Origin of the sequence: Actinomadura sp. 9N215, assembly GCF_044326345.1 — a bacterium.
In the GTDB taxonomy this organism is placed as follows: Bacteria; Actinomycetota; Actinomycetes; order Streptosporangiales; family Streptosporangiaceae; genus Spirillospora.
Genome location: NZ_JBIRBA010000007.1, coordinates 1 through 23,947, shown reverse-complemented (window position 1 = coordinate 23,947; position 23,947 = coordinate 1). Strand labels below are relative to the sequence as shown.

Below are 23,947 nucleotides of genomic sequence, written 5' to 3'. Positions count from 1 at the left end.
CGCGACGCACCAGACGACCCGCGGCACCTCGCCCCAAGCACACATGAACGCCTCGCCCGAAGCGCCCGCGAACGTCTCGGCCGGAGTGTTCGCGGGTGCGGCGGCCGGGGTGTTCGCGGGTGCGGCGGCCGACCAGATCCGCGCCCGCGAATGGCATCTGGACGTGCTGCGCGCCGAAAAGGCGTGGAAGTACTCCAGGGGACGCGGCGTCACCGTCGCCGTCCTCGACACCGGTGTCGACAAGCAGCATCCCGACCTCACCGGACACGTCGTCAACGGACCCGACCTCACCGGCGGCGTCCGGCGTCCCGGCACCCGCTACTGGGGCCTGCACGGGACGTCGATGGCGAGCATCATCTCCGGGCACGGCCATGGTCCCGGGCTGTCGCAGGGGATGATGGGCGTCGCGCCGCTGAGCCGCGTCCTGTCCGTCCGCGTCACGCTGGAGAACGACGACCCGCTGCGCCGCGACGACGGGCAGCAGTCGGGCGGCGCCGACCGCGACGCCGTCGCCCAGGGCATCCGCTACGCCGTCGACCACGGCGCCCACATCATCAACATGTCCCTCGGCGGCGGCCGGCAGTTCTACAACGGCACCGCGTCGCAGGAGAGCGCGATCAAGTACGCGCTGGACAAGGGCGTCATCCTGATCGCGTCGGCGGGCAACGACGGCTCCACCGCCAACCGCAAGAACTTCCCCGCGGCGTACCCGGGCGTGATCGCGGTCGGCGCGCTCGACCGCAGGCTGCGCCTCTGGAAGGACAGCAACCGGCGGTCCCACGCCGCCGTCTGCGCGCCCGGCGTCGACATCGTCAGCGCCGACGCCAGCAGCGGCTACGTCGTCGGGACGGGCACCAGCGCCTCGTCGGCGATGGTCGCCGGCGTCGCCGCGCTCGTCCGGTCCCGGTACCCGAAACTGACCCCCGCCCAGGTGCGGCAGTCCCTGATCCAGGGGTCGCCGGCGCGCTCCGGCCACCCGACCGGGTCGCCCACCTGCCGCGGGACGGTCGACGCCGTCCGCACGCTCATCGCCGCAAGCAAGATCAACAAGACGTCCGGCGGGCCGCTGGAGACACCGCCGCCGACCTCGGCCACGGCCCCGGCGGCCGAGTCGTCCGGGGAGGGCTCGGGGCTGCTGCTCCCGCTCGTCCTCGGCGGCGGCGGGCTGCTGATCATCCTCGGGCTGGCGCTCGGCTGGCGGCAGCGGCGGCGCCCGGACGACGAAGGCCCCGACACCGACGCCGTCCCCGACTACGGACTGCCGTCCGCGCCGCCCATCCCGCGCGACCCCGCGGACGCCGCCCTGTTCGGCGCGCCACCGCCCGCGGACTCGTCCGGCTCATCCAATGTTTCTTCCGATGCTTCCGGTCTTTCCGGGACGGCCGGGGAGATGGAGGGCACGGAGATCGCGCGGCCCGAGATCGCGCCGGTCAGCGTCCCGCTCTGGCAGAGCACCGAGGTGCGTACGAGGCCGTCCATACCGGAGATCCCACCGGCGGACCCATCGCCCCTTGAAGCGCCGCCGCCCGACCCTCTGCCCGTGGACCCTCCGCCGTCCGACCCCGTGGACGGTTCCTGGGACGCCCTGTCCTGGGACACGCCGTCCTGGGAGACGGAGACATCGTCCTGGGACCCTGAAACATCGTGGGACACGGATGGATCGTCCGGCCTCGACCCGGCTCCGGAGTCGTCGCTGAAGCAACCGCCGATCATGTCGAACGAGTTGCGTCCGTTCGACCCCGGCGAGTACTTCGCGAACGGCCGGAACCGGAACTCCGCCAACGGGCATGTCTTCGGCAACGGCCACAACGGCGAGCACCTGAACGGAACCAACGGCAACGACCTCAACGGCTTCGGCCTGAACGGTTCGACCAGGAACGGCGACTCCGCCTCAGACGACGAAGACTGGGCGGCGTTCCGGCGGAGTCCCCTCGACGGCCCCGAACCGGCCGACGGGAACCTCACCGCCCCCATTCCCGCCGTTCCGCAGGACGATTTCCCGCCGCCCCCTGCCGTACGTCCCGGGGACGAGGAGCAGACGGGCGCTTTCCCCACCGTCCCGGCCGACGAGGAGCCGCCGCTCGGGCCCGTCCAGCCCCTGGGCCCGGCCGACCCCGCCGATCCCGCCGTCTGGCCGGGCGACGACGAGCCGCGAGGACGGCACTCGCGGCGCTCACCCTCCTCCGACGACGAGGACTTCCGCCCGCCCTGGTGGTGAACCGGCGAACACCCGCGGGTGAGCGAACACCCCTCGCGGTACTACGCCGGGCGTATCGCGGGTGCCTCCGGCCAGACGATGCACGCCCCCATACCCGTCGCCGAGCATCGACTCATCCGAACAACACAGGAAGGGTCGATGAACCATGTTGACGACGTTGGCGACGCAGGCGACCGCGATGCACCCGGGCCCCTGGGACGAGGGAGGGGACGCGCCCGCCTTCTGGCCGGTGTTCCCGATCACGTTCGGGCTGTTCTGGCTGGCCGTGCTGGGGACGGCGTTCTACCTGATCCGCCGCCGGATGAACAGCAACACCACGGCGGCCGCGGCGGCGGCCGACCCGCTGGCCAAGGCGCAGTCGGTGCTGGCCGAGCGCTTCGCCCGCGGCGAGATCGACGAGGACGAGTACCTGATGCGCACCTCGACACTCCGCAACGGAGGCTGACCCAGGTGCACCAAGCCCACTACCGGGGACGAGCGGAGGTCGGTGTCGCGACCGGTGCCGACGAACTAGTCGGCGGCGCCGGCCTCCTTGAAGATCTCGTCGATGCCGTCCGAGTACCTCGGTGCTCGGACGGCCGCGTCCGCGAAACGGGTGAGCAGCCGCGCGAACTCGGCCCGCTCGTCCGCCGACCAGCCGGTCATGAGCTCGTCGAGGTAGGCGCGGCGGAACCGGTCGGCCACCTGCTTGACGCGCCGTCCCGCCTCGGTCAGCCCGAGGTTGGCGCGGCGCGCGTCGACGGGCGAGGGGCGCCGGGACAGCAGCCCGGCGTCGATGGCGTGCCCGACCAGCCGGCTCGCCGTGGACGGGTCGATCTCCAGCCGCTCCGCGACGGCGCCGACGGTGACCTCGCAGGCCGACCCGTCCGCGGAGTCTGAGGAGCGCGCGGACCCCGAGGAGCGCGCGGAGTCCGCGGAGTGTGCGCTTTTCGTGCCACCGGATGACTCGGCGGCCTCCGTGAGGGCGGCGACGGCGTTCACCACCATCAGGTTGGAGATCTGCAGCGGCCGTCCGCCGGTCCCGCCGGGCGTCTGGGCGCGGATTCGCTTCATGAGGTCGGGCCTGGCCCAGATCCGGCGCAGATGGAAAAGCGCGGCCCCGATGTCCGTGAGGACCGGGTCGGTGACCTGCTCGCTGTGCGGCTCGGCGGCCCCCGGCTCCGGCTCGGCGGCCCTCGGCTCTTCGACTGCGGGCTCGCGGACGGCGTCGTCGTCCCGGTCGGTGGGCGGACCCGTGGCGGAGGTGTCCGTCGGCATGCGGGGTCTCCGTTTCGTACCGTTCGTGGCGGACGCCGAACGCTGCGAACCCCAACCCTAACGCATGTAGTGTGCACATGTTCGGAGACTGCTGGGACGCGCGTTCGCCGTGTGACACACGGCATTGAAGATCCCCAGGTGAACGGGGATGTGATGCACTGAACCACCGGCCGTCGTTCACCGGGAAACCGCCGGAACTTGTCGGCGCGGGCGCGTAACATGACACCCGCCCGAACCCGGACGACCCGGGATCAGTAACCACAGAGGGGACCTGATGCGAGCGGCGAACGCCCCCGGTGACCCCCGCGGTGACGTCCCCCCACAGGACGGAAGCATGGACGATGCCCCTGCCGCACCACCCGTGACCGAAGAAGAAGGCGCCGCCGACGACGCCGCCTTCCCCCCTGATCTGCTCTCCGAGCGCGACCGCCGCATCCTCGCCTTCGAACGGCAGTGGTGGAAGTACGCCGGAGCCAAGGAGCAGGCGATCCGCGAGACGTTCGACATGTCGGCGACGCGGTACTACCAGCTCCTGAACATCCTGATCGACCGACCCGAGGCGCTGGAGTGCGACCCGATGCTCGTCAAGCGCCTCCGCCGGATGCGAACGCAGCGGCAACGCAGCCGGGCGGCGCGCCGGCTCGGCATCCGCCCCTGACCCGACCGCCTGACCGGCACCGGATCGCTGACCGGCACCGGACCGCCTGACCGGCACCGGACCGCATGCCCCCTGACCGGCACCGAAGCGCCTCGGCGCGAACCTTTCTCACCCGAGCAGAGTCCTGTCGTCCCGGCCGACGCGCCACGCAGCGCGGCCCTGGCGACAAGCCGGGCGAAGAAGGTTCACTGGTCCTGTGAAGACTCCCCGCTCTGTGACGGCCGCCGGAACGGACGGCCTCGACGCGATCCGCAAGGCCCCGGCCGAGGCCGTGCTCGGCTTCGACTTCGACGGCACGCTCGCGCCGATCGTCGACGACCCGGCCTCGGCCCGGGCCCATCCGGGCGCGGCCCCGGCGCTGGCGCGGCTCGCCCCGCTGGTCGGCGCCGTGGTGATCGTGACCGGACGTCCCGCCGCCGTGGCCGTCGACTACGGCGGACTGGACGGCATCGACGGGCTCGTCGTCCTCGGGCAGTACGGGCTCGAACGCTGGGAGTCCGGCAGGCTGACCGTGCCGGACCCGTCGCCCGGCGTCGCCGAGGCCCGCGCCAAGCTGCCCGGCGTCCTCGCGGCCGCGGGCGCCCCGCCCGAGACCTTCGTCGAGGACAAGGGGCAGGCGCTCGCCGTCCACACCCGCCGGTGCGCCGAGCCGCTGGTCGCGCTCGAACGGCTGCGGAGCATCCTCGCCGCGCTCGCCGAACGCACCGGTCTCACCCTGGAGCCGGGACGCCTCGTCCTCGAACTGCGCCCGCCCGGCATGAACAAGGGGATGGCGCTGCGCGCGTTCGTCGCCGACCGCGGAGTTCGTCCGTCCGCCGTCCTGTTCGCCGGGGACGACCTCGGCGACCTCGCCGCGTTCGACGCCGTCGACTCGCTGCGCGCCGAGGGCGTGCCAGGCGTCCTGGTCTGCAGCGGATCCACCGAGGTCACAGCACTGGCCGAACGGGCCGACCTGGTGGTGGACGGACCGACCGGCGTCGTCGACCTCATGGAATCGCTCGCCGACTCCCTCTGACGGAAATCCCTGACTGTTCCTGTTGTTGGACGAGTGACAAGAGTCGCCCGCGGTTTTGTCGGATCTCACGTGACCTCGGGGGCGCGCGTGGATCGTACGTCCAACTGGGTCAAAATAGCGGTATGTGTGGTTCACGGCGGACCACACGCGACCATGGGGAGGCTTGACGGTGGGCACGGAACCGGGAGCCCCGCGCCGTCCAGGCGACATCAGGAATACGCCTCCCCACGGCATCCCCGCCAAGGCCACGCCCACGCAGGGCACACCGATCCACCCCGAACGCTCCCCGCACCCTGCCCCGCAGCCCCCGCCGATCGCCCCGATCCCGCCCGGCGCCCCGACCCACCCCATCCGACACGCCCCCACCACCCCACCGGCCTCGCACCCACAGACCCCACCCAGCACAAACCCACACACAACGCCGGGCCCACACACAACGCCGGGCCCACACACAACGCCGGGCCCACAGGCAGCGCCAAACCCGCAGATAGCGCCGGGTCCGCAGGTAGCGCCGGGTCCGCAGGTAGCGCCGGGTCCGCAGGTAGCGCCGGGCTCGCAGGTAGCGCCGGGCCCGCAGGCGGCCGGCTTGCAAGTGCCGGGGCCGCATGTGGCTGGCTCGCAAGTGCCGGGTTCTCAGGGGACCGGCTCGCATGCGCTAGGCGTGGCGGGGGCGGGCGCGCAGGCGATGCCGGGCCCGCAAGTGGCCGGGCCGCGGTCGGTGTTCGGCTCGTCGGAGACTGGTCCCGCGGTGCTGGGGCCGAATGCGCAAGGCTCGCAGGCCAATGGGGTGCGGGGTGTCTATGACGAGTGGGACGAGTCGTCGTCCGCGATCGGGGCGATGGGTGTCCGGGAGACGAGCGGCGTCCAGGTGCGGCTCGGATCGCGTGAGCGTGAGCGCGAGCGGCCGCGAGAGCGGGGTCCGGAGCAGGAGCGGCCACCGGTACAAGGGCGGGCCGCGAAGCGTGGACGCTCACGGGCACGCGATCGGGGCGCGGAGCGGGAGCGGCCGCAGGGACGAGGGCGGGCGGCGGAGCGGTCGCGGGAGGGTGGGGCGCGTCGGCGGGCCGGACGGCGCAGCGGCCTCGTCGCGGCGGGTGTTCTCGTGCTGGCCGGGCTGGTCACGATCGGGCTCGTCCTGACACGCGGTTCCGGGGACGGCGGCACCGGCACCGGAACCGAAAACGGGTCGGCGACCGCCCAGCGGGGGCCGAGCGGACCGCTGCCCCGCGCCGGGAAGGCCATCGAGGTCGGTACGGCCGACGGGTCCAAGTACAGGATCGCGACGGTGACCAGCGGCGTTAACGACGGCGTGACCACGTTCCAGTCACCGCCGTCCGGGACGTCGTTCGCCTACGTCGAGTACCTCCTGACGAATCCGACGAATCAGAAGGTGCTGCTCGACTTCCCCGGCGACGTGTTCGTCAAGCGCATCCTCGTCGCATCGAACGCGCAGGGACGCTGCATGCCGCAGGCGGGCGTCCCCGAGGACATGTGCACGCCGCCGACCAAGAGCCGGGTCGTGCGGCGGCTGAGCGGCGGCGAGCTGATCTCCGGCGAGGGCGGCGACAAGTACATGCCGCCGGGCTCGACGTACCTGGTGCGCGCCACGGTGGACGTCCCCGTCCAGCGTGAGATCACCCGCGACGACATGGGGCTGTACGTGTGGAAGCAGCTCTACATGGCCGACCAGCTCGCGAAACAGGCTCCGTTCCCGAGTTGACGCGGAACCGCCGCGGCCGTTCGGGCCGCGGCGGCTCCAGTCGGTGCGAGCTTGCTCCGCTTCGTGTCGCTCCGCTTCGCTTCGTGCTTGTACTGCTTCTCGTGTACGCCCTGTTCGCGGGCTCCGTTCGCCTTGCCGCTTGGGGTCGCCTCGCTGTTCGAGTTCGCCTCGCGTTTCGGGGTCGCCCTGCCGCTTGGGTTCATTCGGCTTCGGGGTCGTCGGCGAGGATGCCGTAGAGGCGGCGGCGGGCGTCGTTGACGACGTCCAGCGCACGCGCCTTCTGCTCCTCGCTGCCGACCGCCATGACCTGCTGGAGGGCGACCATCAGCTGGCCGATCGCCTCACGTCCGCGCAGGACGTTCTCTCCGGCGGCCTCGGTGACCTCGTCCCAGGGGACGGTGGTCTGCGCGGACGCCTCCTCGCGGCCCGTGTCGGTGAGGGAGAACAGCCGCTTGCCGCCGTCCTCCTGGCTGCTGACCAGGCCTTCGTCCTCCAGCATCTGGAGGGTCGGGTAGACCGAGCCGGGGCTCGGCCGCCAGACGCCGCCGGTGCGCTCGTCCAGCTCCTGGATCATCTCGTAGCCGTGCATGGCGCGTTCGGCGAGCAGGGCCAGCAGTGCCGCCCGGACGTTCCCGCGCCGGGTCCGCCGTCCGCGTCCACCGCGTCCGCGATGGCCGGGACCGAATCCCGGGCCGCCCGGACCGCCGGGCCCCCATGCTCCGAACGGGTCTCCGCGGCGCCCGCGCTCCTGGGGTCCCCGGAAGCCGCCGCGCCGTCTCGTCTTGTGCTCGTGCATCGCAGTCTCCTTCATTAGTAATCGGTTGCGATGCATTAACGATATATCGGAAACCGGTCGCGATGCAACACCGATTCTCAGGACGGCAACATGAAGAGAGCGGACGGCGATGTCGCCGCCCGCTTCTCGGGGCAGGTCAGTGGGGGGTGAGGGGCGGCGGCGGGCCTCAGGGGCCCGTGACCTTCAGGCTGTCGAGGATGTCCTTCGTCGCCTGGCGGTCGTCGGTCTCCTTGACGCGAATCCACAGCCCGAACTTGCCCGACTTGTCCCGCAGGCCGACCTCGGTGACGGACAGCGTCCCGACCTTGCAGGCGGTGAAGCGCGTGATCGTCCCGCTGAGAGCCTTGTCCGGAGTGGTGTAGTTCTCCGGCTCGGCCTTCGTGCACTGCGAGTGGACGGACACGCCCGGCGGCGGCAACCGGCCGTCCCGCACGTCCGTGGTCACGCCGATGAAGACGCCCGGGCCCTTGCCGTCGCCCAGGAACGCGGCCTTGTTCGGCGTCGCGCGAAGCACCGGACGGGCCTGCGCGTCGTTGAGGTTGACGGTGGACGGCGTCCACGTCGACTCCTGCGTGCCCTTCGGCCAGGCCTTCGGCACCGCGGCCTTGATCTTGCCCGCGTTGTGGGAGATCGCGGCGAAGTCCTTCGGTATCTCGGAGGCCTTCTTCTTGTCCTTGTCGCCGCCCTTGTCGTCGCCGGAGAACAGCAGGCCGAGGGTCAGCCCGCCGATCAGCGCGACCACCAGGACGACCACGGTGATGATCAGCGGCGTGACGAACTTCTTCGGGGCGCCACCGCCGCCAGACCGTCCGGCCCCGGCACCGGCACCGGCGCCAGCTCCACCGCCGCCTCGGAGTCTGCCCAGCAGACCGGACTTGCCCCCCGGCCCCTGACCCTGGCCTTGGACCGGTGCCGGAGGAGCCTGGAAACCGGTGGGAGGCGGCGGGGCCTGCTGCCCTCCGTACGGCTGCGGACCGCCCGGGCCCGGACCCATCGGCTGCTGCATGCCCTGCGGCGCGCCGTTCTGCGGGGGCTGCGTCGGGAACACGGCCGTCTTGCCGTCGGTGTTGCCGCCGGGACCCTGCCCGTGGCCATGCGGCTGCGCCGGACCTGGATACGGCGGCTGCATCGGTCCCGCACGGCCGTTGTCGGGGGTGGTCGACGGCTCCGCCTGCCCGAACGGCGTGGCCCGTGCGCTCGGGTCGTCCACGACCGTCTGCTCACCTTCCGGCGCCCCCGGCGGGAGGCGCATTTCGGACGTTCGGGCGTCGTCCTCGGCGGGCTGGTCGAACCGCGTCTGCATGTCCCGCGGCCCGCCACCACCCGGGCCCCCAGGGACACCCCGGCCCTGACCGGGCGCCTGCCCCTGACCTTGGCCCTGAGCAGGCGCCTGCCCCTGAGCGGCCGCCTGCCCCTGGACGGGTGCCTGAGCGGGGGATGCCGCCTGTGCGGGGGATGCGGCCTGCGCCGAGGCGGGCGGGCGGACGCGTTGGCCGTCGCGGTAGAAGTCCTGGACGGTCGCGTCCGCGTCGATGTGCGGCACCGGCGGCGCGTACGACGGCGCGGGCACGCCGGGCGCCGTCGTCGGACGCAGCGTGGACAGCGCCTCGGCGAACGCCTCCGCGGTCGGCCACCGCTTCTCCCGTTCGACCTCAAGGGCCCGCAGGACCACCTGGTCGAACGCGGCCGAAACGCCCTCGCGCAGCTCGCTCGGCGGCGACTTGACGGGCGCCGGTCCCGGCGCCCGTCCCGTGATCATGTGGTAGGTCAGCGCGCCGAGCCCGTACACGTCGGCGCGGACGTCCAGCCCGCCGCCGAACCTCGCCTGCTCGGGCGACATGTACCCGGGCGTGCCGACCGGCAGCGTGAACGCCCCGGACGCGTGCGCGAGCGCCTTCGCCAGCCCGAGGTCGGCGATCAGCAGCTTCTCGCCGCCGTCCGCCGTCGACTGGAACAGCACGTTGGACGGCTTCAGATCCCGGTGGATCACGCCCAGCGTGTTGATCACCTCGACGCCGTACGCGATCTCCTCGGCGAGCGCGATCGCCTCGCTGACCGGAAGTGGCCGCTCACGCATGCGGTCGCCGAGCGTCCCGCGGTCCGCGTACGACATCACGAAGTAGGGCCGTCCGTCCGGCAGCTCCCCGATGTCGTGCACGCGGACGAGCCGCTCCGAGTCGGCGCGGCGCAGGATCCGGGCCTCCTCAAGGAAACGGTTGCGTACATCGAGATCGTCGATCAGGCTTCCGGACAGGACCTTTATGGCCACCTGGGAGTCCAGGGCGTCGTCGTGCCCCAGCCATACAGAGGCGAACGCCCCCGAACCCAGGACGCGTTCGATCCGGTAACGGCCTACTGATGGTGGGAAAGACACTCCCGTATCATCCCAACAACGGGGTGAGTGTGCGAACAAGCATTGAGGCGGCATGGCATTCGACGAGAGGACCGAGGAGCTTGCGGTCAAGGCCGCGGCGGGCGACCAGGGCGCCCTCAACGAGCTTCTCCGCAAGATCGAGCCGGACGTCCTGCGGCACAGCTCCCGCTTCCTGCCCTGCCGGCAGGACGCGGAGGAGGCCTGCCAGGACGCGTTGCTCCAGGTCGCGCGGAACATCCACCGGTTCGAGGGCCGGTCGAGGTTCAGCACGTGGCTGCACGTCGTCGTCGCCAACTCCGCCCGCTCCACCTACCGGTCGCTGAAGCGCCGCTCGGTGGAGCAGGCGGGCGAGCTGCCGCAGCAGCGGCCCGACCCGCGCCGGACCAGCGTCATCGCCGGTTCCCGCGTCGACATCCTCGACGCCATGGAGGACCTGGAGGCCCGCAAGCCCGACCTCATCCAGGCCCTCGTCCTGCGGGACGTGTCCCAGCTGGAGTACGCGGAGATCGCCGAGCAGCTCGGGCTGCCGCTCGGCACGGTCAAGTCCCGCATCCACGAGGCGCGCAAGCAGGTCAGGCAGACGCTCGGCGACTCCTACAACTGAGCGCGGCCGATTCCGGACGGCTGAGCGCGGCGGCTCCTGCAACTGAGCTCGGCGACTCCTGACGGCTGACGGGCGTCAAACGTCGGTAATCGGTCGGCAACAGTGCGTCCATGACCCCGGCCGCTCCGCGGGCGTCTGGGCCACGATGCCGTGCATGTCATCTGGCCCGGACCCCCGCCCCGACCGTCCGATCTTCATCCTCGGGTGTCCCCGTTCGGGGACGACGCTGCTTCAGCTGATGCTGCACTCGCACCCCCGGATCGCGATCCCCGTGGAGACGAAGATCCTCCTCCCCGCCTATGCGGCGAGGTGCGAGTTCGGTGACCTCGGGGTCAGGGAGAACAGACGCGCGCTGGCCGACTGGATCACGGGTGACCGGTCGACGAAGTTCGACATGCTCGGCCTGGACGCCGCCGACGTCGCCGCAGAGATCGTCGCCGGGCCGCCCACGCTGGGTTCGGCGATCGGCGTCGTGTTCCGCGCCTACGCGCGCCGGTTCGGCAAGCCGCGCTGGGGCGACAAGCGTCCGAGCTACTACCGGCATGTCGGGACGCTGCTGCGGATGTTCCCGGACGCGCAGTTCGTCCACCTCGTCCGGGACGGCCGGGACTGCGTCGCCTCCCTGCTGGAGGTGCCCTGGTACGACGGGGACGTCCACCACGCCGTCTGCGTGTGGCGGGAGGCCATCGACCACGGCCGCCGCCTGGCCGCGCGCCTCGGCCCCGACGCGTACTACGAGATGCAGTACGAACGTCTCGTCGCCGACCCCGCCGACGAGCTGACCAGGCTCTGTGGATTCCTCGGCGAGGACTTCGACCCGGCGATGACCGACCCCGGCTGCCTCGCGCAGGAGACCGTCTCGCCGCGCAAGGAATGGCACGGACGGACGAAGAGCGCCGTCACCACCACCCGCGTCGGCTCGTGGGCGCAGCGCCTCGACTCCTGGCAGATCAGCCTGGCGGAGGCCGCGTTCGGCGAACGGCTCGCCGAATACGGCTACGAGCCGAGCGGACTGCCCAAGCCGCCCGCGTCCCAGCTCACCCGCTTCGCCAAGATCAGCACCCATCGCCGCATGGCGCAGAGCAAGGCCGGCCTGCGCGAACGTTGGAAGCAGCGCCACGAGCCGAACCCGGTGGAATGCCTCCTGACCCCGGAGACCACCGCCGCCTCCGCCCACTGACCGCCTTCGTCCTCGTCAGCCGAGGGCTGCGAGCGGGTCGGTCGAGGGCGGCGGGGCTGGTCAGTCGAGGGCTGCGAGTTGGTCGGCGAACCAGCGTTGCGGCGGGAGGGCGGTCGCGGCGGCGGCCAGGCGTCCGCACCGTTCGGACCGCTCGGCGCGCGGCATCAGCAAGGCGTGATGCAGGGTCTCGGCGGTCTGGGACACGTCGAAGGGGTTGACCGTCAGCGCGTCCTCGGACAGCTCCGCCGCCGCCCCCGCCTCCCTGGACAGGACGAGCGCGCAACCGCGCTCCGACAGCACCGGCCCCTCCTTCGCGACCAGGTTCATCCCGTCCCGGATCGGGTTGACGAGCAGCACGTCGGCGAGCCCGTAGGCGGCGAGGGAACGCGGGTAGTCGTCGTTCACCTGGAGGATCAGCGGGTCCCAGTCCGCCGTGCCGAACTCGTCGCCGATCTGCTTCGCCGTCCGCTCGACGGCCGCCGTGTACTCCCGGTACTCGGGCAGGTCGTAGCGCGACGGGTAGGCGAACGCCAGGTGCACCACCCGCCCGCGCCACTCGGGATGGTTGACGAGCAACTCGCGGTAGGCGGCGAGCCCGCGCACGATGTTCTTGGATAGCTCCGTCCGGTCGACCCGCACGATGAGCTGACGGCCGCCCACCTGTTCGCGCAGCGCGCGCGCCCGTTCCGCGACGTCCGGTTCAGCGGCGCGTAGGCGCAACGCCGTCCCGTCGACGCCGAGCCCATGGACGCCTACGCGCGTGACATGCCCTGAACAGGTGACGGTACGGGCGGCACGGTCGACGCGCGCACCCGGCAGCATTTCGCAGCAGTCGAGGAACGCGGACGCCCACCGCTCGGTGAGGAACCCCGCATGGTCGGCGCCGAGTATGCCCAGCAGGATCTGCGAGCCGATGTCGTCCGGGAGAAGCCGGTAGTACTCAGGCGGCGCCCACGGCGTGTGCGAGAAATGCACGATTCTCAGGTCGGGACGCCGGTCGCGGAGCATCCGCGGTGCCAGCGACAGGTGGTAGTCCTGAATCGCTGCCTTCGCGCCAGGCGCGGCGTCACGCGCCAGAGCGTCCGCGAACGCCGCGTTGTACGCCTCGTATGACTGCCAGTCGCGGCGGGTGCGAGCGTCGAAATGCGGGCTGCGCGGAGTGTCGTACAGCAGGTGGTGGACGAACCACAGCGTCGAGTTGGCGACGGCGTTGTACGCGCGGTGAAACGTCCCCGCGGGGATGTCCAGCATCCGCACCGCCGCGCCACCCGTCTCGTAGCCCGCGAGGTCGATGCGGCCGTCTGGTGAACGGCGAGCGGCCGTCCGATCGGCCTCCCCCATGCTCGCGCACACCCACAACACACCCGGAACCTCCGCGGACGGCACCACCCCCACCCCCGCACCGCGTCCCAGACCGGAACCCCGGGCCGTGCCCGGATCGCGTGGTGCATTCGGCTCGCGGGGTGTGCCGGTGACGGCGGCCAGCCCAGATACCAGCCCGCCGCCCCCGCGCCGCATGGTGAGCTCTCCGTCCTCGGACAGCGAGAACGACACCGGGCCCCGGTTCGATGCGACCAGCACTTGGCTCATACCGGCAGGGTCTCAGTTGGCGTCGAGGCCCTTCAAAGCGACCCGCACGACCCTCGCGGTGCGGTGCGGCCCACGGCGGCGCCACCGGCGCCTTCATCGTCCGCTTCGCCGCGATTAGCGGGGAATGCGGCGGGTACCCGATCGGGATGAGCAGGTCCGAGACGATGAAGACCGTGCTCGTCGCCGGTGCCGCGAACCTCATCCTCGCCGTCACCAAGCTGATCGCCGGGCTTCTGGCCGGGTCCAGCGCGATGCTCGCGGAAGGTGCGCACTCCGTGGCGGACACCCTCAACCAGAGCTTCCTCCTCACGTCCCTCCGGCGCAGCGAACGTCCCCCCGACCGGCGCCACCCGTTCGGCTACGGCAACGAGCGGTACTTCTGGTCGCTGCTCGCCGCGTTCGGGATCTTCGTGGCGGGGGCCGGGTTCTCCGTCTTCGAGGGCGTCCTGACCATGACCGGCCACGGCGGCACCGGGACGAGCGTGTGGCTGGCCTACGCCGTCCTCGCGCTCGCCGCCGTCCTGGAGGGGACGTCCTGGATCCGCGCCTACCACCAGGCGCGCAAGGAGACCCGCGACAACGGCCGCGACCTCGTCGACCACGTCCGCCGGTCGCCCGACGTCACGTTCAAGACCGCGCTGTTCGAGGACACCGCCGCGATGATCGGCCTCGCGCTCGCCGCCGCCGGGCTGACCCTCCGCGAGCTCACCGGCTCGGACTTCTGGGACGGTCTCGCGTCCGTCCTCATCGGCGTGCTGCTCGTCGTCCTGGCGTTCGCGATCGGACGCGAGAGCATGGGCCTGCTCATCGGTCAGGCCGCCGACCCCGCCGCGCAGCGCCGGATCCACGCCGAGATCACCGGAGCGCCCGGCGTGACCGGCGTGGACGAGCTGCTCACCATGCACTTCGGCCCGGAGCAGATCCTCGTCGCCGCCAAGGTCCACTTCTCCGACGACATCAGCGCCGACCAGGCGGAGGACGTCGCCGGCGAGATCGACCGGCGCCTCAGGGAACGGATCCCGACCGTCCGCCACGTATTCCTCGACCCAACCCAGCGCACACCCCGCCACCGCACGCCGACCCAGGGCACGCCTACCCAAGGCACGCCCGCCCAAGGCACGCCCGCCCAAGGCACGCTCGCCCAAGGCGCGCCCGCTCAGGGCGAGGGCTCGCCGTCCGGCGGAGCGAGCGTGATCAAGAACGCGCCGGGGTAACGTCCCAATCGGCGTACCCACCTGTCTGGCATCCGGTCAGTTCATGTAAAGTCACGCATACGAGTCCTAAGCGCTCGTAACCACAACTGAATATCGCTCATCCAGAGGGGTGGAGGGACCGGCCCGACGAAGCCCCGGCAACCACCCGGCTGAAGCGCACTCGCGATCCTGCGAGGCCGGCCGGGAGATGGTGCCAACTCCGGCCTGCGACCAAGGTGGCGCAGGAAAGATGGGAAGAAAGGCCTCGCCCGCATGGCAATAACGCCTGCCACCGACCTCGGACCGGCTACCGCCCTCGTCTGCCGCGAATGCGGCGCCACCCGCGACCTCGGGCCGTTCTACGCCTGCGAGGAGTGTTTCGGCCCCCTGGAGATCGCCTACGACTTCGGGGGAGTCACCCGCGCGAGCATCGAGTCCGGGCCGCGCAACATCTGGCGGTACAAGGGACTGCTGCCCGTCCCCGCCGGCATCGTGGACACGCCCAACACGGAGCCGGGCTTCACCCGCCTCGTCCGCGCCGACAACCTCGCCGAGAGCCTCGGCCTGCAGAGCCTGTGGGTGAAGGACGACAGCGGCAACCCGACCCACTCGTTCAAGGACCGCGTCGTCGCCGTGGCACTCGCCGCCGCCCGCGAACTCGGCTTCAAGGTGCTGGCCTGCCCGTCCACCGGCAACCTCGCCAACGCCGTCGCCGCGGCCGCCGCCCGCGCCGGGATCCGCAGCGCCGTGTTCGTCCCGTCGAACCTCGAAGCGCAGAAGATCATCACCACGGCCGTGTACGGCGGGACGTTCGTGACCGTCGACGGCAACTACGACGACGTCAACCGGCTCGCGTCGGAGATCGCCGGGGAGCAGGACGACTGGGCGTTCGTCAACGTCAACGTCCGGCCTTACTACGCGGAGGGCTCCAAGACCCTCGGCTACGAGATCGCCGAGCAGCTCGGCTGGCGGTTGCCCGACCAGATCGTCGTCCCGGTCGCGTCCGGCTCCCAGCTCACCAAGATCGACAAGGCGTTCCAGGAACTGATCAAACTGGGCCTCGTCGAGGACAGGCCCTACCGGGTCTTCGGCGCCCAGGCCGCCGGCTGCGCGCCGGTCGCCGACGCGTACAAGGCGGGCCACGACGTCATCCGCCCGGTGAAGCCCGACACCATCGCCAAGTCCCTCGCCATCGGCAACCCAGCCGACGGCCCGTACGTCCTGGACGTCGCCCGCCGGACGAACGGCTCCGTCGAGGACGTCACCGACGACGAGGTGGTCGAGGGCATCCGCCTCCTCGCCCGCACCGAGGGCATCTTCGGCGAGACCGCAGGCGGCGTCACCGTCGCGACCCTCCGCAAGCTCATCGGCTCCGGCGCCCTCGACCCGTCCGCCGAGACCGTGATCATCAACTCCGGGGACGGCCTGAAGACCCTGGACGCCGTCGCGCCCGTCGTCTCCCCGTCCGCGAACATCGCCCCGTCCCTGGAGGCGTTCCGCGCCGCGGGCCTCGCCTGAAAGGAGCACCATGAGCAGCGTGTCCGTCCGTATTCCGACGATCCTGCGGACCTACACCGGCGGCGAGTCGGAGGTGAAGGCCGAGGGCGCCACCCTCCGCGCCGTCGTCGCCGACCTGGAGGCCGGCTACGCCGGCATCTCCGCCCGCATCCTGGACGACGCCGGCAAGATCCGCCGCTTCGTCAACGTCTACGTCGGGGACGAGGACGTCCGCTTCGCCGACGGCCTGGACACCCCGACCCCGGAGGGCGTCCAGATCTCGATCATCCCCGCCGTCGCGGGCGGCTGAGACCGGACCCGGTCCTGTCGCACCCCCACCGTGCGCCAGGACCGGGTTCCCGCATCCCCCACGGCGTAAGATCACCGCGTGCTGCACCGCTGGGCCGGCGCTATCGCCCCCGTCCTCACGGGCTTATCCCTGCTCGGCTTCTGGGCCATGTCCGCCCTCAACGACCGAAGCCGCCGCGACCACTGGGCCGCCTGCCTGCGCGACCCCGAGTCCGTCGAATGGAGCCACGCCTACGGCGCCTGGCTGCCCATCTCCGTCCTGACGTCCGCCGCCCTGGCAGCGCTCCTGGCCAGCGCCGTGATCCTCACCGGTGCCCGAGCACCCCGCTGGACCCTGATCCTCTGCTTCCCCGCCCTCATAACCGCCGTCCTGGCCCTCTTCCCAGCCTCCCTGGCAGTCGAAGACCATTTCGCCTTCCCCGGCTCCGACGTCTCTTCCTTGAACGGCGGCCCCCCATGCGGCGCCGCCTAAAACCTCGAACCCATTCCCACGGAACGCGACGACGCCGCTCAGCCGACCGCCGGCCCAGGCACCGGAAACGGCCAATTCTCTCTCTAGTCCGAATGGGGCGGTTAAGCTCGCCCGCCATGACACAGGTGATCATGCCTGACCGGGTGCCCCGACTGCACCGGCCCGCTGGCGCCGCTGCCGGTCTGGTGCGCCGCGTGCGAACGGAGCCTGGACGCGCCCCGGAACCCAGCCGGGCATGCGCGGACGCTTCGACCGATGGTCGTCCCGCAAGGTCGAAGCACTCTACGAGGAGATCGTCCGCGCGCCATCGGACGCACGCCCTCAACGGGACGCGGCCCGCGTGATCTCCCTCACCACGGCGCTACGCGTACACGCCTTGTACTGGGACGACTTGCGCAGGCCCTGACGGCCCGGCCGCCCTCCGAGCGCGAGCGCAGGCTCCGCGTCTCCGCCCGGAGCCGCATCCGGGTCGACGAGAGCCACCCGCCGACGCATCTGCGCATCGCCGTCCTGCACGCCCTTCCGTCCGCGGAGCCCACGCTCCTCTTGGAACCGGACGAGGACCGGCGCATCCGCGACGAACTGGCCGCCGACTACACCCAGATCGCGCACCGCCTCCGCGACGACGCCCGCGACCGCCTCCACCGAACCCCACCCTGTGCCCGTCCTGCTGACAGATGATCGGACGCTGTCGCCAGCACTCCGCCGATGAGCCCGCACCAACAACGCCCGCACAACACCCCGCACCACAACCGAACACAACGTCGACCCGCCGGGTCAGCCCGGTGACGGTTCCGGCAACGACGATGCCCGCCACTTGCACTCGGCAGGGGGAGAGCGACCAAGGCGACCCCGCCTCGCCCTCCGACCTGCGAACGGGCGACTGATCGTGGCGAGGCGATGGTCAGGGGTTCCCCGCGATGATGCGAGCGAGTCCCACGATGACCAGGAGTGGTCCTAGAACGGCGAAGGCTGTCGCGACGATTCGCATGGTCGTGCGGGGCTCCGGTGATCCCCATTTCCATGGGGGCAGCTTCTTCAGGCTGGCCGGAACGGCGGGCTGGCCTCGGGCCCAGCGATCCAGGAATCCGCGGTAGTTGGTCGCGAGCGGGATGCCGATCGCGGAGAACACGAGACCAAAAAGAAGCGTCTGCCAGCCACCCGCGGTAGGACGGGACGGACTTGTCTCGGCCATGAGTGCGATCACTGACATTCCCGCCTCCGTCTGCTCGCGGCGATCATCTCTCGACGGTGGAGCAGCCGACAAGGGCCCGACCGTTGCCGGGGACTGTAGACGCGTGAAGTCCGGCGGCCCCCGTGACCTTTCTGGCCCTGCCGCGCCGGTGGGCCAACATAGAACGCATGGACACTCCCAAGCTCACTTCTAAGGATGTCGGCTTCCTACTTGATGACCTGTGCGTTCGTCTCGGGTTTTGTCTGGACCCGACGGACCAGGCCGCGCTTCGCGCTTCACCACCGACGAACGTGGACTCGTTCGCAGAGGCGGTCTTTCGAGCCGAGGGCTTGGACGCATCCAACTATCGCCACCTGTGGCGACAAGTTCGGGAGATGGTGGCGCAGGCTTTCAAGAAGGGCAGCAATCCCAGTTACTGAGAACGGCGCCGCGACCCGTGGCGACCGGTCGGAGCGGACCGGCGGACATGGCGCGATGCCCGGCCCGGGCACCGCCGCCCCGTAATCCAAAAACAGCCCAATTCGGCAAGCATGTCATCCGTCCCGTGGCCGATCTGGAAGACCCGGCGGTGTTGCGCAATACCCCCGACGGCATGGCGGTCAACTTGGACGGAAAACCGGCGGCGGCCAAGTCGATCATGCGACGACACTCGGTGTTCCGCTGGCTCGGACCGCGGCCGAAGACGGCCGGTTGTTCCGCAGTCAGCGCGGCAATCGCCGCGCGCCGGTCAGCTACGAGTCGGTCTGGCGGCGAGCTGGCGAACACGTCCTGACCGCCGCGCAGTTCGCCGCGCCCCTCGCCAAACGGCTGTACGACCTGCGCCACGCATGCCTGTCGCTCTGGCTGAACGGCGGTGTGCCGGCCGCCAACGTGGCGGCTCGCGCTGGGCACTCGGTGGCCATGCTGCGGAGCACCTATGCTCACTGCATCGACGGCGACGACGAGATCATGAACCAGCGCATTAATGCAGCTGTACCGCGAATACCGGCGGACGGCCGCACACAGTGGATCACTGCGGCACCCCCCTGACACGCCCAAACGAGGCACCGACGCAGGTGGGAACGGGTCGGGGCAGGCTGGTGACGGTTCCGTGGACGACGATGCGCGGCGCTTGCACTCGGCAGGGTAGAGTGCTAAACAAACGGTTGGCACTCTGCTGTGGAGAGTGACAACTTCACAGTCTGGGTCGGGGCGATGAGGCCTCAGTTCGGCGGCGGAATGGCAGTCGTCGGCGGGGGCCGTCCGTCGCGGGCGTCGGCTCGATCCGTCTAAGCCACCTTGTTCCGGGAGGACTGGAGCCTATGGCTGCAAAGATGATCGCGTTCGACGAGGAGGCCCGCCGCGGTCTTGAGCGCGGCATGAACCAGCTCGCCGACGCCGTCAAGGTGACCCTTGGTCCCAAGGGTCGCAACGTCGTGCTGGAGAAGAAGTGGGGCGCCCCCACGATCACGAACGACGGTGTGTCGATCGCCAAGGAGATCGAGCTCGAGGACCCGTGGGAGAAGATCGGCGCGGAGCTCGTCAAGGAGGTCGCCAAGAAGACCGACGACGTCGCGGGTGACGGCACCACCACCGCCACCGTCCTGGCCCAGGCGCTGGTGCGCGAGGGCCTGCGGAACGTGGCGGCCGGCGCGAACCCGATGTCCCTGAAGCGGGGCATCGAGTCCGCGGTGGAGCGGGTCAGCGAGGAGCTGTCCAAGCTCGCCAAGGACGTGGAGACCAAGGAGCAGATCGCCTCCACGGCCTCCATCTCCGCCGGCGACCCGCAGATCGGCGAGATGATCGCCGAGGCGATGGACAAGGTCGGCAAGGAAGGCGTCATCACGGTCGAGGAGAGCCAGACCTTCGGTCTGGAGCTCGAGCTCACCGAGGGGATGCGCTTCGACAAGGGCTACATCTCGCACTACTTCGTGACCGACCCCGAGCGGATGGAGGCGGTTCTCGAAGACCCGTACATCCTGATCGTTCAGGGCAAGGTGTCGGCCAACAAGGACCTGCTGCCCGTCCTCGAGGGCGTCATGCAGTCCGGCAAGCCGCTGCTGATCATCGCGGAGGACGTCGAGGGCGAGGCCCTGGCCACGCTGGTCGTCAACAAGATCCGCGGGATCTTCAAGTCCGTGGCCGTGAAGGCCCCGGGCTTCGGCGACCGCCGCAAGGCCATGCTGGGCGACATCGCCACGCTCACCGGCGGCCAGGTCATCAGCGAGGACGTCGGCCTCAAGCTGGAGAACACCTCGGTCGACATGCTCGGCCGGGCGCGCAAGATCGTCATCGCCAAGGACGAGACCACCATCGTGGACGGCGCCGGTGACGCCAACGAGATCGCGGGCCGGGTCAACCAGATCCGCACCGAGATCGACAACACCGACTCCGACTACGACCGCGAGAAGCTCCAGGAGCGCCTGGCGAAGCTCGCGGGCGGTGTCGCGGTCATCAAGGCCGGCGCCGCGACCGAGGTGGAGCTCAAGGAGCGCAAGCACCGCATCGAGGACGCCGTCCGCAACGCGAAGGCCGCGGTTGAGGAGGGCATCGTCCCCGGCGGCGGCGTCGCGCTGCTGCAGGCCGGTATCAAGGCGTTCGACAAGCTGGAGCTCTCGGGCGACGAGGCCACCGGCGCGAACATCGTCAAGCGCGCTCTTGAAGAGCCGCTGAAGCAGATCGCCGTCAACGCCGGCCTCGAGGGCGGCGTCGTGGTGGAGCGGGTCCGCAACCTGACCCCGGGTGAGGGCCTCAACGCCGCGACCGGCGAGTACACCAACATGTTCGACGCGGGCATCCTCGACCCGGCCAAGGTGACCCGGTCCGCGCTGCAGAACGCGTCGTCGATCGCCGCGCTGTTCCTGACCACCGAGGCGGTCATCGCCGAGAAGCCCGAGAAGAACCCGGCCCCGGCGGGCGGCATGCCCGACGCCGGCGGCATGGACTTCTGATCCGACCCGATCAGGTCCTCGCGTCCGACTCGGCGCGCATGTGCGAAGGGACGGCCCTCCACGGGCCGTCCCTTCGTCCGTTCGTTCGTCCTTTTGCGCGTCCGTGGGCGAACCCGCCTTCCCGCTCGCACGTCAGACAAGATGATCAGGGTGTACGGCCGGCCGCGGCACCGCCCGCCCCGTCCCGCAGCCCGGACGTCCAAGCCGCCGGACAGCGTAAAGAGGACCTGTGAGCGATCTCTTCAGTTCTCCCGTGCTCAGGATCGAGCAGCCGCGCCGCGTCCCCTCCGCAAAGTCCCAGTACAAGGTGTTCGACGCGGGCGGCACCTTGCTGGCCAAAGCGGAGGAGCGCTTCGTGTCGCTCAAGCGCCAGGCGTGGCGAGCCGTGCTGTTCGACGGCAGTGACCAGCGGACCGTCCTGGTGGAGAACACCCAGGGCACACCGGTTCTGGTGATCGAACGACCGAAGACCACCCGCGCGACATGGGTCAGCACACCGGACGGCGCCCTGCACGGTTCGATCCGGCAGGACGGCTACCAATGGCGATACGTACTGCTCGACGCATCGGAACAGCCTGTCGGACGGCTGGAAGGCAACAAGACCGCCAGGAAGTTCAAGGTGCTCGACAACGCCGGCGCCCACGTCGCGCAGGTGGACAAGAAATGGAAGGGCGCCGCGACCGAACTGCTGACCACCGCGGACCGCTATGCGGTGACGTTCTTCAGCACGGTGCCCGACCCGCTGCGAATCCTCGTCGTGGCGGCGCCGATCGGCCTCGACCTGATGTTGTACGAGGGAAAGGACGTACCGAACTTCCTGGACGGCCTGTCACCTTGATGCCCGGATGCCCGGATGCAGGCTCCCGGCGGACACAAGTCCGTTTCCCGGACGTCATGGTCGACGTCGCCTGCGCAGGTCAGCCCGGCGACCAGCGCCCGGCGCGGCGGTCGGCGGGGCGGTCGGCTCCCGGAAGGTGCTTCCGCTGAGGGGCCGGGCTTGGCAGGATCGCCGCTTGGGCGGCGCGGCGCACCGCAGGGTGCCGACGCGCCGGGACGGTGAACAGCGAGGCCGCGAGCGCGGCCGTTGAGGCAGGAGAACACGTGAACGAAGTGTTCAGCTCCCCGGTGCTCAAGGTCGAACAGCCCCGGCGGGGCCCGTTCGCCAAATCGCGGTACAAGGTGCTCGACGGGGACGGCGTCGTCCTCGCCATCGCGGCGCCCACGGACGACCAGGGCCGCGCCGACATGCGTGGCGTGCTCGGCGGCAAATCGAACCTGGACGCCCGGGCCGTGATCCTGACGACGCCCGGCGGAGACCCCATCCTGATCGTCGACAAACAGCGCGGACGGGAATACACCGAGATCCTCAACCCGGATGGCGATGCCTTCGGCTCGTTCGTCACCGAACGGGTCGGGCGCCGCTACGTCGTCTACGACGGCGACGGAACCCTGATCGGCGCCGTCGGGGTGGACGTCCCGCGGAACAACTTCGAGGTGACCGACACTGACGGGGCCAAGGTCGCCCACGTCCGGAAGAAATGGGCCGGCCTCGCCACGCACCTGCTGACGACGGCCGACAAGTACGCCGTGGAAATCTTCGACCCGGTTCCCGAGCCGTTGCGGACCATGGCCGTCATGACGGCCATCGTGATGGACATGAACCTGCACGAGGCCAAAGAGATCACCTGATCCACGGCCGCCGTTCTCGCAGAGGGCTTCCCGGTCGTGCCGCCGCGAGGTACGTTCCGTTTCGTGCAGGCCACGCCCGGGCGTCCGAACAGCTGGTGGATCTCGCCGGCGATTCCGACGATCGCGAACTGCGTGCTGGCCGTACTCTGGGCCTTCTCCGCCCTCGGCGGGTGGGGCGCCACCGCTTTCTGCGGCGAGGACGAACAGCGCGATCCTGGATGCAGCGCGGGATTCGACGACGCCGTCCGCGTCTCCGCGCCGGTGGCCGTTCTCGCCGCCGTCGTCGCCGTGACGGCATGGGCGGTGCCGGGAGTCCGGCAGCGGCCCGATCGGCTGGACGCCCTTCTCACCGCGGCGGCATTCGTCTGGGTGCTGGCCGAAGGCGTCCTCTTCATCGGCGGATACCTGGCCAAGCCGTAAACCAGCCCGCGTCGCCGCCGTTGCCAAAAAGAAATATTGGCGGCCTGGCGTGCGTTGCCCAGGCGCCAGGATGGTACAAACCCGGACAAAACCCAAGGTAGGACGGGTGCATGAGTCGAGCCGTGTCGGCGGCCGGACCGATTCGGCGTCGCGCGGACGTGCGAGCCGGTTTGACGTTCGCACCTCAGGGGCATACTGTTCACTTCGCCCCACGGGGTAGCGGACGCCGACAGGCGGCCGGCCCGAGGGGAACCCACCACCGTACCAATCGACGCGGCTCTGCCGCGTCCGGTCTGCTGTGGTGGGACAGAAAGGCTCGGTTTTGACAATCGAGCCGAATCTGGTGAAATAGCTTCACCACCCCGGAAGAAACCGCGCAAGCGGTAACGGCTGAGGTGTCGGAAAAGGTCGAAATTGACAGTTCGGCCGAATCCGGTAAAGTAAAGCGAGTCACCCCGGAGCGGGAAACGCGAAAGCGAATCCAGCACGGTGGGTGTCCGTTTCTTGAGAACTCAACAGCGTGTTAAAAGCCAGTGCCTTTATACGGTCCGGTTTCGATCGGGCCGTCCCCGCAACCACCCTTGTTTTCTGGGGGTGGTTGGGGATTTCTTTGAGGCAATGCAACCCTCCTGGTTTTGGGGGGTTGTGGTGCTGGGATTGTTTTCCGAGGTTTGGCCGGCCGGGAAGGTTCGCTCCTTTTCGGTTGGTCGTTTGGCCTTAATGGAGAGTTTGATCCTGGCTCAGGACGAACGCTGGCGGCGTGCTTAACACATGCAAGTCGAGCGGAAAGGCCCCTTTCGGGGGGTACTCGAGCGGCGAACGGGTGAGTA

Annotated in this window: 22 protein-coding genes, 1 rRNA gene and 1 riboswitch; of the genes, 18 read left to right on the top strand and 5 right to left on the bottom strand. The window is 70.3% G+C overall.

The window, feature by feature from the left end:
* Positions 1-43 precede the first annotated feature (43 nt).
* Together ACH34T_RS13750 and ACH34T_RS13745 are read left to right on the top strand one after the other, a co-directional pair.
* Positions 44-2,218 carry a S8 family serine peptidase gene (locus ACH34T_RS13750; protein WP_395992465.1) on the top strand — a complete coding sequence of 725 codons (2,175 nt, stop codon included), beginning with the start codon at positions 44-46 and terminating at the stop codon, positions 2,216-2,218.
* A 145-nt stretch (positions 2,219-2,363) separates the two neighbouring features.
* Entirely contained in the window at positions 2,364-2,663 is a 300-nt protein-coding gene (locus ACH34T_RS13745) for an SHOCT domain-containing protein (protein WP_395992464.1), read from the top strand.
* Between the two features lie 65 nt (positions 2,664-2,728).
* On the opposite strand, the gene ACH34T_RS13740 is transcribed toward ACH34T_RS13745, so the two are convergent.
* Entirely contained in the window at positions 2,729-3,475 is a 747-nt protein-coding gene (locus ACH34T_RS13740) for a MarR family winged helix-turn-helix transcriptional regulator (RefSeq protein ID WP_395992463.1), read from the bottom strand.
* Positions 3,476-3,809: 334 nt separating this feature from the next.
* Between ACH34T_RS13740 and ACH34T_RS13735 the strand changes: the two genes are divergently transcribed.
* The 3 genes from ACH34T_RS13735 (at position 3,810) to ACH34T_RS13725 (ending at position 6,868) form a co-directional block, all read left to right on the top strand.
* Positions 3,810-4,133, top strand: coding sequence for a DUF3263 domain-containing protein (locus ACH34T_RS13735; protein WP_395992462.1), 324 nt, complete (start codon positions 3,810-3,812; stop codon positions 4,131-4,133).
* Between the two features lie 196 nt (positions 4,134-4,329).
* Complete coding sequence (otsB, locus tag ACH34T_RS13730; RefSeq protein WP_395992461.1) at positions 4,330-5,148, top strand: trehalose-phosphatase; 819 nt, start codon at positions 4,330-4,332, stop codon at positions 5,146-5,148.
* Positions 5,149-5,935: 787 nt separating this feature from the next.
* On the top strand, positions 5,936-6,868 hold the full coding sequence (locus ACH34T_RS13725; RefSeq protein WP_395992460.1) for a hypothetical protein: 933 nt from the start codon (positions 5,936-5,938) through the stop codon (positions 6,866-6,868).
* Positions 6,869-7,067: 199 nt separating this feature from the next.
* Here ACH34T_RS13725 and ACH34T_RS13720 read toward each other — a convergent pair whose 3' ends face one another.
* Positions 7,068-7,664 (bottom strand): PadR family transcriptional regulator, encoded by a 597-nt coding sequence (locus tag ACH34T_RS13720; RefSeq protein WP_395992459.1) that lies wholly within the window; start codon positions 7,662-7,664, stop codon positions 7,068-7,070.
* 166 nt (positions 7,665-7,830) lie between these two features.
* On the bottom strand, positions 7,831-10,038 hold the full coding sequence (locus tag ACH34T_RS13715) for a serine/threonine-protein kinase (RefSeq protein WP_395992458.1): 2,208 nt from the start codon (positions 10,036-10,038) through the stop codon (positions 7,831-7,833).
* Positions 10,039-10,090: 52 nt separating this feature from the next.
* On the opposite strand from ACH34T_RS13715, the gene ACH34T_RS13710 reads away from it, so the two are divergent.
* Complete coding sequence (locus tag ACH34T_RS13710; RefSeq protein ID WP_138650396.1) at positions 10,091-10,642, top strand: RNA polymerase sigma factor; 552 nt, start codon at positions 10,091-10,093, stop codon at positions 10,640-10,642.
* A gap of 154 nt (positions 10,643-10,796) precedes the next feature.
* Complete coding sequence (locus ACH34T_RS13705) at positions 10,797-11,822, top strand: sulfotransferase family protein (protein WP_395992457.1); 1,026 nt, start codon at positions 10,797-10,799, stop codon at positions 11,820-11,822.
* Positions 11,823-11,882: 60 nt separating this feature from the next.
* On the opposite strand, the gene ACH34T_RS13700 is transcribed toward ACH34T_RS13705, so the two are convergent.
* A complete protein-coding gene (locus ACH34T_RS13700) occupies positions 11,883-13,412 on the bottom strand; it encodes a trehalose-6-phosphate synthase (protein WP_395992456.1) in 1,530 nt (509 codons plus the stop codon).
* A gap of 146 nt (positions 13,413-13,558) precedes the next feature.
* Here ACH34T_RS13700 and ACH34T_RS13695 point away from each other — a divergent pair, with 146 nt between their 5' ends.
* From ACH34T_RS13695 to ACH34T_RS13680, 4 genes are all read left to right on the top strand, one after another.
* Positions 13,559-14,626, top strand: coding sequence for a cation diffusion facilitator family transporter (locus tag ACH34T_RS13695; RefSeq protein ID WP_395992455.1), 1,068 nt, complete (start codon positions 13,559-13,561; stop codon positions 14,624-14,626).
* A gap of 94 nt (positions 14,627-14,720) precedes the next feature.
* A riboswitch (SAM riboswitch) is annotated at positions 14,721-14,862 on the top strand.
* A gap of 16 nt (positions 14,863-14,878) precedes the next feature.
* On the top strand, positions 14,879-16,123 hold the full coding sequence (gene thrC / locus ACH34T_RS13690) for a threonine synthase (protein ID WP_395992454.1): 1,245 nt from the start codon (positions 14,879-14,881) through the stop codon (positions 16,121-16,123).
* A gap of 10 nt (positions 16,124-16,133) precedes the next feature.
* Positions 16,134-16,412, top strand: a complete 279-nt coding sequence (locus ACH34T_RS13685; protein ID WP_395992453.1) for a MoaD/ThiS family protein — start codon at positions 16,134-16,136, stop codon at positions 16,410-16,412.
* Positions 16,413-16,490: 78 nt separating this feature from the next.
* Positions 16,491-16,883, top strand: coding sequence for a hypothetical protein (locus tag ACH34T_RS13680; RefSeq protein ID WP_395992452.1), 393 nt, complete (start codon positions 16,491-16,493; stop codon positions 16,881-16,883).
* Positions 16,884-17,204: 321 nt separating this feature from the next.
* Here the strand turns inward: ACH34T_RS13680 and ACH34T_RS13675 are convergent, their stop codons facing one another.
* The gene (locus tag ACH34T_RS13675; RefSeq protein ID WP_395992451.1) at positions 17,205-17,528 is read right to left on the bottom strand and encodes a hypothetical protein; all 324 of its coding nucleotides are present in this window, start codon (positions 17,526-17,528) and stop codon (positions 17,205-17,207) included.
* 717 nt (positions 17,529-18,245) lie between these two features.
* Here ACH34T_RS13675 and ACH34T_RS13670 point away from each other — a divergent pair.
* The 7 genes from ACH34T_RS13670 to ACH34T_RS13640 all read left to right on the top strand — a co-directional run.
* Positions 18,246-18,497, top strand: coding sequence for a hypothetical protein (locus ACH34T_RS13670; protein ID WP_395992450.1), 252 nt, complete (start codon positions 18,246-18,248; stop codon positions 18,495-18,497).
* Positions 18,498-18,768: 271 nt separating this feature from the next.
* A complete protein-coding gene (locus ACH34T_RS13665; protein WP_395992449.1) occupies positions 18,769-19,107 on the top strand; it encodes a hypothetical protein in 339 nt (112 codons plus the stop codon).
* A 272-nt stretch (positions 19,108-19,379) separates the two neighbouring features.
* Positions 19,380-21,008 (top strand): chaperonin GroEL, encoded by a 1,629-nt coding sequence (gene groL / locus ACH34T_RS13660; RefSeq protein ID WP_395992448.1) that lies wholly within the window; start codon positions 19,380-19,382, stop codon positions 21,006-21,008.
* 307 nt (positions 21,009-21,315) lie between these two features.
* Positions 21,316-21,846, top strand: coding sequence for a phospholipid scramblase-related protein (locus tag ACH34T_RS13655; protein ID WP_395992447.1), 531 nt, complete (start codon positions 21,316-21,318; stop codon positions 21,844-21,846).
* Positions 21,847-22,109: 263 nt separating this feature from the next.
* Positions 22,110-22,697 (top strand): phospholipid scramblase-related protein, encoded by a 588-nt coding sequence (locus tag ACH34T_RS13650; RefSeq protein ID WP_395992446.1) that lies wholly within the window; start codon positions 22,110-22,112, stop codon positions 22,695-22,697.
* A 63-nt stretch (positions 22,698-22,760) separates the two neighbouring features.
* A complete protein-coding gene (locus tag ACH34T_RS13645) occupies positions 22,761-23,117 on the top strand; it encodes a hypothetical protein (RefSeq protein ID WP_395992445.1) in 357 nt (118 codons plus the stop codon).
* Between the two features lie 717 nt (positions 23,118-23,834).
* Positions 23,835-23,947, top strand: a 16S ribosomal RNA gene (locus tag ACH34T_RS13640); the annotation flags it as partial.